The organism is Streptomyces sp. CCM_MD2014 (genome assembly GCF_000772045.1).
GTDB lineage: Bacteria > Actinomycetota > Actinomycetes > Streptomycetales > Streptomycetaceae > Streptomyces > Streptomyces salinarius.
Genome location: NZ_CP009754.1, coordinates 4641668 through 4651811, shown reverse-complemented (window position 1 = coordinate 4651811; position 10144 = coordinate 4641668). Strand labels below are relative to the sequence as shown.

Annotated in this window: 13 protein-coding genes; 5 read left to right on the top strand and 8 right to left on the bottom strand. The window is 72.9% G+C overall.

What is annotated here, in order from left to right; translation table 11 throughout:
* The first annotated feature begins 406 nt into the window (after nt 1-406).
* Together NI25_RS20710 and NI25_RS20705 are read left to right on the top strand one after the other, a co-directional pair.
* Nucleotides 407-871: a DUF6292 family protein gene (locus NI25_RS20710; protein WP_061443875.1), complete on the top strand. Its 465-nt coding sequence runs from the start codon at nt 407-409 to the stop codon at nt 869-871.
* Nucleotides 872-1177: 306 nt separating this feature from the next.
* Nucleotides 1178-1405, top strand: coding sequence for a hypothetical protein (locus NI25_RS20705; RefSeq protein WP_061443874.1), 228 nt, complete (start codon nt 1178-1180; stop codon nt 1403-1405).
* On the opposite strand, the gene NI25_RS20700 is transcribed toward NI25_RS20705, so the two are convergent.
* Nucleotides 1368-1598 carry a hypothetical protein gene (locus NI25_RS20700; RefSeq protein WP_061443873.1) on the bottom strand — a complete coding sequence of 77 codons (231 nt, stop codon included), beginning with the start codon at nt 1596-1598 and terminating at the stop codon, nt 1368-1370. The two genes, NI25_RS20705 and NI25_RS20700, sit on opposite strands and share 38 nt — an antisense overlap.
* Nucleotides 1595-2305, bottom strand: a complete 711-nt coding sequence (locus tag NI25_RS20695; protein ID WP_061443872.1) for a hypothetical protein — start codon at nt 2303-2305, stop codon at nt 1595-1597. The genes NI25_RS20700 and NI25_RS20695 overlap by 4 nt, the downstream gene beginning before the upstream one ends.
* A gap of 271 nt (nt 2306-2576) precedes the next feature.
* Here NI25_RS20695 and NI25_RS20690 point away from each other — a divergent pair, with 271 nt between their 5' ends.
* The 3 genes from NI25_RS20690 (at nt 2577) to NI25_RS20680 (ending at nt 3821) form a co-directional block, all read left to right on the top strand.
* Nucleotides 2577-2957 (top strand): hypothetical protein, encoded by a 381-nt coding sequence (locus NI25_RS20690; RefSeq protein ID WP_061443871.1) that lies wholly within the window; start codon nt 2577-2579, stop codon nt 2955-2957.
* Between the two features lie 22 nt (nt 2958-2979).
* On the top strand, nt 2980-3483 hold the full coding sequence (locus NI25_RS20685; protein ID WP_148315145.1) for a hypothetical protein: 504 nt from the start codon (nt 2980-2982) through the stop codon (nt 3481-3483).
* Nucleotides 3484-3560: 77 nt separating this feature from the next.
* On the top strand, nt 3561-3821 hold the full coding sequence (locus tag NI25_RS20680; RefSeq protein WP_061443869.1) for a hypothetical protein: 261 nt from the start codon (nt 3561-3563) through the stop codon (nt 3819-3821).
* Between the two features lie 4 nt (nt 3822-3825).
* Here NI25_RS20680 and NI25_RS20675 read toward each other — a convergent pair whose 3' ends face one another.
* The 6 genes from NI25_RS20675 to NI25_RS20650 form a co-directional block, all read right to left on the bottom strand.
* Nucleotides 3826-5469, bottom strand: a complete 1644-nt coding sequence (locus tag NI25_RS20675; protein WP_061443868.1) for a hypothetical protein — start codon at nt 5467-5469, stop codon at nt 3826-3828.
* A complete protein-coding gene (locus NI25_RS20670) occupies nt 5466-5891 on the bottom strand; it encodes a hypothetical protein (protein WP_148315143.1) in 426 nt (141 codons plus the stop codon). The genes NI25_RS20675 and NI25_RS20670 overlap by 4 nt, the downstream gene beginning before the upstream one ends.
* Before the next feature lie 87 nt (nt 5892-5978).
* The gene (locus tag NI25_RS20665; protein WP_061443866.1) at nt 5979-6911 is read right to left on the bottom strand and encodes a methyltransferase domain-containing protein; all 933 of its coding nucleotides are present in this window, start codon (nt 6909-6911) and stop codon (nt 5979-5981) included.
* Complete coding sequence (locus NI25_RS20660; RefSeq protein WP_061443865.1) at nt 6883-8292, bottom strand: asparagine synthetase B family protein; 1410 nt, start codon at nt 8290-8292, stop codon at nt 6883-6885. Before NI25_RS20660 ends, NI25_RS20665 begins: the two co-directional genes overlap by 29 nt.
* Before the next feature lie 2 nt (nt 8293-8294).
* Nucleotides 8295-9551, bottom strand: coding sequence for a DNA cytosine methyltransferase (locus NI25_RS20655; RefSeq protein WP_061443864.1), 1257 nt, complete (start codon nt 9549-9551; stop codon nt 8295-8297).
* Nucleotides 9548-10144, bottom strand: a complete 597-nt coding sequence (locus NI25_RS20650) for a hypothetical protein (RefSeq protein WP_078884677.1) — start codon at nt 10142-10144, stop codon at nt 9548-9550. The genes NI25_RS20655 and NI25_RS20650 overlap by 4 nt, the downstream gene beginning before the upstream one ends.

Here is a 10144-nt window from a genome sequence, read left to right as displayed (position 1 = left end):
GGGCAGGCAAATCCGCTGGTCACGGCCACTCTTTCGATCAATTCGGGGGTTTAGCGCGTAGTAATTCTGATCAATTCCGCGGCGGAATGCTCCGGGAATTCCGGTAGGGTGCGGGCACGGGGCCCCGGCGGTTATGCCGATGCAGTGTCCGGACGGCGTGGGAGTACGCGCCCCACTGGCCGCCGCCCGCCCCGCCGGAAGGCACCGCCCTGGTCCTCGCAAGGGGGGCGGCGCCCTTCCACCCTGCGGTCCCCGTGCCCTCCCGGTCCGGGGACCGCGGCCGTTCTCCCCCACGCCCGGCCGGTTACGCGCTACGGTGGCTCTGCCGCCCGCGCTGGAACGCCGGGCAGGCTCTTACGCTGCTGGTTGCGGGCCGGGCGAGGAACGACTCCACAGGAGTGCCCTCATGCCTCTGCTCGACCTTCCGGACCAGCTCACCCACCGCGCCTACATCCGGGCCGTGGCCGCCGCCCTCGCCGCCGCCGACGTCCCCGTGAGCGCCGTGTCCTACCCCCACGACGAGGAAGCGGACTTGGTCCTCCTTCGCCGGGCCGTCCTCGACCTCGACATGCGCGCCACCTGGCGGGCGTACGGGGACCAGGAGGTCTCCCTCCTATGGACCGATGAGGCCGGCTGGTCCGTGGGGTGGGGACCGGCCGGTGACGTGTGCGGCGCCTCCGTCACCGCGTGCCGCTCCCTAGTGCCGGAGCCCGCGGAGGTAGTGTCCGCCGCCCGGGCCGCGCTCACCGCCCCGCCCACGGAGGACCTACCGTGCCCGTTCCGCTCATGCATGGACCACGATGAGGAGCTGGAGGCGGTGCTCGACGTGTACACCTTCAACGAGACGGCCCACCAGGAGGGGCAGTCATGAGCGGCTTGGAGCGCGTCATTCGGCGAGTCCTTGGGCTGAACCCCGCCACGGTTGAAACTCGGCATGAGGAGTCAGCCGGCGATCTTCCAGAGGCTCGGCACGGCGACCGCTGCCCCGCCTGCGGAAGGGGGCGCGTCCTGTCAGAGGACGGATCGAACGGCGGCAGGTACCTCTACTGCCCCGCGCGTGGCTGCCGCTGGACACAAGACCTTTAGCGGCTGGTGCGACTGGGGCCGCCCGCTGCCGGGCCGTGGACGCCGGCCTATCGAGGTCCACGACCTGATCACACTCTCCGAAAGGTGTCTGATGAGCCACACCCATACCCCCCTGGACGTCCCGCCCGACTGCGTCACGCTCTGCGTGGACAACGGGACCCGCTGGTGGCACGCCCCCGTGGCCGCCATCGCGTGGGAGGTCGCCCCGGAGGACGTCCGGGAGACGTGGCGCGGGATCGCCCGCCGGCCGTCCGGGGACGCCGAGCTCCCCGTGACCGTGGTCACCCGGGAGGACGTCGGTCCGTACCCCGGGGAGTAGGCCGTGACGCGGCGGCCTCGTTCACGTAGGCCTCCGCCTCCTCCACGCCGTGGAGGAGCGCCAGGCGCGCGGCCCGGGCGGCGACCGCGGGACCGTAGCCGAGCGGCACGAACACCACGGGCCCGTTGAACCGGCCGGCGGTCGGGGCGGGCGGCACCAGGCCGCCGGGGGCGTACTCCTGCTCCACGGTCATCCCTCCTGCCGGGCAGCGTACGCGGCGGCCCACTGGCGGATGATCCCGGCGCGGACGGCCTGGCCCTTCACCGTCATGCCGTACGCCTCCCCGGCAGGGTCCAACGTCTTGAGGAGTGCGGCGTCCTGGTCGTAGTCGTCCAGGAGGTCCCGCATGGAGGCGATGAGGGCGAGGACGAACGGGTCCGCGGCGGAGTCGGAGTGCTGCTCCCACCACTCGGCCGTGAGGACCTGGCCGTCTTCCGTGGCCCACTCCATCGCGCCGTGGCGGTAGGTGAGCTCGATGTCAGGGGCGCCGGGGTGGAGGGTGCGGCGGTCACGCTCACTGCGCTCGTGGGTGGCCAGGGCGTCCCGCAGGTAGCCGGCCGGGTCGTCCACGGGGCGCCGTCCGGGTGAGACCTGCCGAGCGGCGTACCCGGCGGTGGCCGCGCGGAGCTCGGCCTCCCCGGCGTCGCCGGACTCCACGCGGTCCGCTACCCGCCAGACGGCCAGGAGGGGCGCGGCGTGGGCCACGGCGTGGCGCTCCCACCGGCGGAGGAGCCGGGCGAGCTCCAGGGTGTCCCGGCCGGCCCGGTCGGTGTCGCCGTAGCCGAGGACGTCCAGGGCCACGAGATAGTCCCCCACGGACTGCACGGTGGACCGCCGGGCCGCGAGCGCGTCCAGCGTCCCGGCGTGCTCGTGGAGGTAGTCGAAGCCTCCGCCGCTCATGTCTGCCCCTCTCCGTCGTGACGCGGCCGGGAAGCGTACGGGAGTGGGCGGTGTGCTGATGACGGCTCAAGCCGGGGCGCGGCCCCTTCCTGCACCAACAGGAAGAGCGAGGAGCCGGACCCCGGCCCGGTTGGAGCCACGAGCAGGGCCGGCCGAAGGAGGGCCGTCTTGCGGTGGTGGAACGACCGTAGCGGACCGCGGCCCCGGGGCGGAGCCGGTGGGACGAACTGAGACAACCCCGCAGCAACTCAGGTGCGGCTACGCTCACGGCATGAGCGATGACCAGGACCTCGTCCGCGCGTTCGAGGCCATGGCGGAGGGCGCTTTCCGCCCCGCGCCTCCGATGGACACGGTGGAGCTGGAGACGGACCACGGCCGCGAGCTCCTGCTGTACTCCGTGGGCGAGGGGGGCCAGGTACTCAACGGCGGGACGCTCCTCATTCCCGCTGACACTCCGGCGAACATTCGCCGGGCCGCGCTGGAGCGGGGGTGTCCCCTATGCCCGGACGTCAATCAAGGGCTGATGAGCCACGAAATTGAGGGCGGCCCGGGGGAAGGGCGGTACGCCGTCGCCGTGTACCAGGAGTGCGGGCACCGTATGGCGATCCGGCTGGACGGGGACGCGGAGCTGGTCACCTTCGAAGGAGCCTGACGGCCACGGCTACGCTCCCGGCATGAGTCATGAGACGGAGCGACGCCCGGCCCGGCCCGCTGCCCCGGACCCGACGAACCGAGTGTTGGGGGACCTCCTCGGCGGCGATGAGTACGCGTACCGGTACGCGCGGGCGCTGCGCCGTGAGGGCATCGAGGACGTGGAGGCGCTGCGGGCGGAGTATGAGCGGCCCGTGCCGTGGGTGGGCGCGGTCAAGGGCCACGCGCTCCTGGACATCCGTGGCTTCGGCCCGACTGCGCTTGCCCGGGTGGCCGCGGCCCTGGCCGATGGCCGGGAGGTCAGTGAGCGGCACGTCCACGCCCCGCTGGAGGACGGCGCGGACGTGGTCACCCTCTGCGGCACCACGCCGGCGGAGGGCGGGACGCGCTCGTATCACCTCCCCGTCTCCGGGGCGTTGTGGTGGATGCTCGGGGAGGAGGCGCGCCAGGACCTCCGGGGCCGGGTGTGGCGGGAGCTCGGGGAGGCGTACGCCGTGGTGGACCCCGTGGGCCCGCTCCTGCCCTGACGGCCGCCAATCGGGCGCGTGCCGCTCCTCCGCCGCTCGCTACCCTGGTCGCTCGATCTCACCCCGGGAGCTTCACCGTGATCATGGCTTTCGTCCTGGTTGGCATCCTCGGCGTGCTGGCGTGGTTCACCCTCTACGCCCGGTTCCGTACTGGCATCCGGTGGGAGGTCCTGGACAACGTGGCGTTGGCCGCTGTGGCCGCTGGTGTGGCCCTCTGTGCGTGCCTCGGGGAGTGGGGGTTTGCCGTGGTCGCGGGGTTCCTCTTTCTGGTGAGTGTCGGGCTGGTGTGGGCTCGGAGGAGCTTCGAGCGGTTCGCCAGGGAGCGCCGGGCGCGGTAGCTGGTCACCGGGTGCGGGTGCCTCCGCCTCCGATGGTGCGCCCGTACCGGGAGGCCGCCGTCCGGCCGCCGGTGCCGGCCGACTGCCCGCGGCGTGCCGGGGAGTGGACGGCGGTGGCGGCCAGCATCTCCGCCCAGTAGGACATGACCACGGCGTCCCCCTTGTCGGGGGAGCGGCCCATCCGCTTCACCAGGTCCTCCTTCGGCTCCACGTAGATCTTCGGCGGGACGCCGGTGGTGGTGTCCCACGTGGGGGCGGTGAGGTCGGCCAGGAGCTCATCGTCCGGGGGGAGCATCACCTCCGGCTCGTATGCGGGGTCCAGGAGCTCCCGCATCCGCCAGTACGCCGCGGAGCGGACGTTGCGGAACCCCCACTCCCCGTCCCGGGTGCGCGCCCGGGTCTTGGCCGCGCCGGTGTACGCCAGGACGGGGACGGAGAGCTCCCGGAGGCGGTCCACGACGCCGCCGCCGACCCCGATGGAGTCCACGACCGGGATCACCTCCCCGTCCTCTCCAGTGGCCGCCTGGACGCGCGCCGTGGTGCGCATGGTGTCTTCCCGGTCGTGGCTCTCCAGTTCCACGACGGCGACGCCCCACCGGCGGGCGAGGATGGTGGAGTCCCCGCCGGCCCGGGCGACGTCCACGCCGACGTACTCCCGGCCGTCGAGGTCGGGGCGGCCGGCCTGGTCCCACTCGTGCCAGCGCTCCACGGCGGCCTCCACCCATGCCAGGGGGATGACGGAGTCCTCGTCCGACGCCTGGAACTCGCCCTCCACGCGGTTGGCGTAGACGGCGGAGTCCCGGCCCCACTGGCGGGCGCGCTGCTCCGCCCACTGGCGGGAGATCCGGCCGGCGGCGATGGCCTCTTCCAGCCGGACGTGACGGACCCACCAGTCCTCCAGGCCCGGGGCGCGGCGGTGGATGTCGTAGAACCGGCCCGCCGGCGGCCCGGGCGTGGAGATGGCGAAGGCGAAGGCCTCGGGGAGTTCCCCGGGCGGGCCGTCCGTACGGCCGCCGGAGAACGCTCCCTCAATCGCGTCCCACGTCCCATCCGGGACGATCTTGGCCTCGTCGATCAGGTAGAGGAGGCTGTCCGCGTGCGCACCCTCGATGAGCTCCGGCTTGTTCGAGGCGACCGGGGTGGCGGCGCCGTTCTCCAACTTGAGGTTGAGTGCCAGGAGCTCCGTCCGCTCGGAGAACGGCTCCCGCCCCACGGCGTCCCACCGGATGCGCTTCGCCCACTTCCGGAGCTCAGGCACCAGGTACACGGAGAGGTGCCTCCACGCGGAGGCGGTCATGATGACCTTCCAGTCGATCCCGGCGGCCTCCCGGGTGGTGGCGAACCAGAGCACGCAGATAGCGGCCATGCCGGTCTTGCCGAGGCCGTGAGGGCCACGTACGGCCACGCGCCGTTGCCGGGGGATCGCGCCGAGGGAGTCCGCCTGATAGGCGGTCAGGCCCTCCCCCTCCTCCCACGCGATGCAGTCCCGCGCCCACCCCACCGGGTCGTACATGTAGCGCAGGACCCGGCGGGAGTTCTTCCGGGAGCGGGCGCTGCGGACGGCGTCCCGGACCTCGCGCAGGGCGGTGATGTCTCCCGTACGGGCGAGTTCCCGGACCTCCCGCTCCAGCTCCTCTCGGGTCCTCACGTCCCCTCACCCGGGCCGCCGGCCCCCTCGTCGAAGACGGCCAGGATCTCGTCCGCGAGGCGCTGCGCCTCCATGTTGACGCGGGTCGGTGCCTCCGTGCCCTGGAACCGGGCCTCCTGCTTGATGCACTCCAGGACGACCTTCGCGGCCTTCGGGTCCTTGTCCTGGATGGCGGCGGGCCAGAACGCGGCCTGGAGCCGGTTGACCTTCGCCAGGCCGAGCGCGCGGAGCTCGTCCACGTTCTGGTCCTGCTCACGGAGGTTGGCTTTCAAGGCCTCGCCCACGGCGGTGCAGGCGGCGCCGGCCGAGGCGTAGCCGACGCGTTCCGCGATCGTCGCCCAGTCCACCCCGGCGACGCGTAGGGCCGTGGCCTGCGCTCTTTTCTTCGCCGCAGCCGCGCGCTGTGCCTTCGATGCGCCCATGAGGCCCCCTCACTTTCCAGAGTCTTATGGGTTCCAGGGACGGCCGGGCCGGGTGGGCTCCCCGGGGGCCGCGGTGCGGGTGGTGGGTTAGAGGCCGGTAGGGGTGGCGAACGCGCCGAGGACGAGCCAGGAGTGCCAGCGGAATAGGACCTCCGGGCAGCACCAGCCGGCGTCATGGACGGCCTGGACGAGGGCGACCTCCGGGTAAGGCTGGAGGACACCGCGGAGAGCGCGGGCCTTCGCGCGGATGGCGGAGTCCGTGATCCCGTGGGCGGCCTTCCAGTCGTGGGAGGCGTCCGCGGCGATCTCCGCCCAGCGGGCGTCCGGCGGGCGGACCTTCTCGGCGACGATGAGGGCGCCGGTGGAGGCGGCGGCGTGGCGAGCCTGGCGTAGGACGTGGACGCGGTCGGCCAGGGGGAGGAACTGGAGGGTGAAGAGGGCCAGGGTGAGGTTCGCGTCCTGGTGGCCGAGGGGGGAGCGGCGGATGTCGGCCGGGACGTAGTCCACGTGGAGGTTGGAGACGCCGGCCAGGGTTTCCGCGGCCCGGTCCAGCATGGCGGTCTCCTGGTCGTAGAGGGAGGCGCGGAGTTGGCGTGTGGGGTGCCGTTGGGCGATGCGGTGGACGGTGGTCCCGGTGGAGGCGCCGAGGTCGGCGACCAGGCCGTCATCCGGGAGGAGCCAGTCCGCGGCCTCCGCGACCAGGTCTTGAATGGCGTCGTAGTACGGGACGGAGGCGCGGACGTGCTCGGGGAAGACGTCCACGACGGCGGGGGTGAACTCCCACGCGCCGGTGGCGAAGGACTCCGCGATGTCCTCCGGCTCCTGGCCGCGCGGGGCGTAGTCGCACGTGCCCTCACAGGCGTGGCACCAGGGGCGGCGGGGGACGGTCGGGGATGACGGGTGGTCGCGGCGGTCGCTGTGGTCGCCCTTCGGGTGGCCGCACCGGCAGCGGGCGGCGTCCTCCGGAGCGGGCCCCGGGCCGGCGGCGGTGTCAGCCGTAGAGGCGGAAGTGTTCTGCACGGTAGTACCTCACGGGGTTGGGGAGGGCGCTGGTGATGATCGGTTTCAGGCCTAGGCCGTCCTGGAACGCGACCTTCGCCCGGCGGAGGACGGAGGCGGGGAGGCGGTCGCGGTAGGCGGCGGAGAGGACGGCTTTACGGCCGGTGGGGGTGTCGGCGTCCCGGACGGTGGCCTCGGGCATGGAGAGCGCCAGGGTGACCAGGTCGGGGTCCAGGAAGGGGAGGCGGCCCTCCACCCCGGCCGACATGAACGCCTTGTTCACCCTGGGGAAGTTCCGTACGGCCTGCGCGGCGATGAGGTCCCGGCGGTAGGGGTACCAGCCGGCCTCCCGGATGCCGCGGTAGGCGAAGCCGTAGGACGCCCATAGCTCGTCACTGCCTTCGCCGGTGTAGGTGACGCGGTAGCCGTCCGCGCGCATGGCGGACGCGAGGGCCAGGCACGGCCAGGCGATCTCCACCTGAGCTTTGGAGGGCTGCTCGATCACCTCCAGGGCGCGGGTGAGGTCGTCCGCCGTGGGCGGGGCCACGGGGACCTCCACCAGCGTCACGCCGAGCGCTTCGGCGGTCTCCCGGGCGTGGCGGAGGTCCGCCGACTTCGGGTCCAGTACGGCGGTGTACGTGGTGAGGCCGGGGTGGTGCCGGACCAGCTCGGCGACGATGGCGGCGGAGTCGATGCCGCCGGAGAGGAGCGCGCACACCGGCACGTCCGCGATCACCCGGCGGTCCACCGCGCGGGCCAGGGCATGGCGTAGCTGTGCGGCGGCGGTCTCTCGGGTGAGGCCGGGGGCGGGTGTGGCGGTGAGCCGGTGGAAGACGTGGCGGGTCAGGGCGCCGCCGTAGAGCTCCCACCACTCCCCCGGGGGGACGTCGACCACGGCCTTCCCGCAGCGCCGGCCGAGCGCGCGGAAGGCCTTGAGCTCGGAGGCGATGAGGGCGGGGGCGCCACGGTGGACGTGGAGGGGGACCTCCCCGTGGCGGTCCCGGGCTGCCATGAGGACGCCGGGGCGGCGGGCATCGGTCCAGACGAGGCCGTACATGCCGTCCAGCTCCGGGAGCGTCGCCTCCGGGCCGAGCGTGGCCAGGGCGGCCGCGACGACCTCCGTGTCCCCCGTGGTGGTCCAGTTGCGGCGCGGGTCCATGGACTCCACGAGGGCGCACACGCGGGGGGCGTTGAACAGTTCCCCGTTATAGACCAGCGTCACGGGGCCGTCCCTGTACGGCTGGTCCGAGCGGGAGCCCGGGTCCTGGATGGCCAGGCGGGTGTGGCCGAGGGTGACGCCGTACTCCTGGACGACGGCGGCGGCGTCCGGGCCCCGGTGTGCCAGGGCCTCCACGGCCGGGGCCAGGTCGAGGTGGCCGGCGGCCGCGATGATGCCGCACACGGTCAGATCACCCCCCGCTCGCGGAGGGGAATGAGGATCTGGTCCCGGACGGCGGCCGCGATGTGGCTCATCATCACCGGGGGGACGGCGCGGCCGATGCGCTCCCATCGCTGTTCGTAGGTGCCGGTGAGCTGGAAGTCGTCCGGGAACCCGCCGATCTTCCGGAGCTCGCCGAGCGTCAGTTTGCGGGCCTCGGCGTAGTGGGTCACGGAGGCCTTCGTGACGTTCCCGCCCTCGGCGGTGATCGTCTGGGACGGCCGGTCCGGGTCCATCCGCTTCAGGCTGAAGAACCGTTCCGAGGAGCCGCCGGGCGGGGTGTCGCGCCAGGCCTCCCCGATGGCGTACCGGCCGATATGGATGTTCTTCCCGGTCTCCGGGTCGTGCGTGACCTCCCGGCCCTCGGCGGGGTCGAGGACGCGGAAGTGGTAGCTGTTGATCGCGTCCGTGCCGACGGTGATCGCGGGGGACGGGCGGTCGGTGACGTCGCCCTGGCCGCGGGCGCCGGACGTGTCGTGGACGAGGCGCGGCAGCTCCGGGAGGGCGTCGCGGACCGTGTACTGGTACGGGAGCGGGCGGGGGAACGCCGGCGGCATGTCCAGGTCCTCCCGGACGCCCACGAAGATGAGCCGCTGCCGGGACTGGGGGACGCCGAGGCGGGAGGCGTCCAGGAGGCGGGCCTCCACCAGGTAGCCGCAGGCCTTGAGCGCGGCCAGGATCTCCAGGAAATAGCCCTTCGCGGTGCCTTTGACCAGGCCGCTCACGTTCTCCGCGACGAACGTGCGGGGTTGGAGTGCCTTGAGGAGACGGGCGTACTCGAAGAAGAGGTCGTCGGTGCGCTGGACGGTGTCCGAGTACGGCTTGACCAGGCCCCAGCCCTTTTCGCGCTTGCCCATGGTCGAGAACGACGCGCACGGCGGGCTGCCGTCCCAGAGGTCCAGCTCCCCCACGGCCACGCCGCACGCCGCGAGGACGTCCTCCGCGGTCACCTCGCGGATGTCCCGGGTGTCCAGGACGGTGTACGGGCGGGCGTTGGCCCGGTAGGTCTCCTGCGCGGCCGGGATGAACTCCGACGCCCACCGCATCCGGAAGCCGGCCATGCGATAGCCGAGGGAGGAGCCGCCGCACCCGGAGAACGAGGAGGCGGCGGTGAAGCCGTTCCAGGGCAGGGCGGCGATCTCGGCCATGGTCGGGACGCGGTAGGGCGGTTTGACGACGGCCCGGTTGGAGGGGCGGGTCCGTGGGGCGCGGCGCGGGCTCATGCCGGCTTCCCCGACCAGCTGTAGGAGCAGCGGGGGCACGTGTAGGCCGTGGGGACGTCCTCGTCGTAGGCCGGGAACTCCTCCTCGCTGGTCTCCAGCGGGGGGACGGCGTGGGCGAGTTGCCGGACCTCGGCCTCCGTGTAGCCGGTGCCCTCGAACCCGTCCTCCTCCAGGTAGGACAGGAGCTCCGCGAGGGCGTCCCGGTCGTACTCCCCCACGTCCGACGCCCGGTTGTCGATGAGGTTCACGCGGCGGGCGGTGTCGTCGTCGCAGATGATCACCTCACACCGGGCGGACGGGGACCAGTCCTCCCCGTGGCAGACGCCGCACGGCCGTTCCTCGCCCTGGTGGGTGGTCCGGTAGTCGCACGCGCCGGGGCCGTGAAGCTGGAGGGCTTGCATCGTGTGGTTGCCGGCCAGGACGACCAGCGGGCCGTCCGGCTGGACGTGACGGGCCACCAGGCCGCGGTACTGCCCGTTCCGTTTGAGGCTGGAGAGGATGAGCTCCACGTCCCCGCGGCGGGCGTTGCCGGGGAAGTGTTGGAGGTCGGCCAGGGGAATGGTGTCGGTGCGCACGTGTACGGCGGGCGGCAT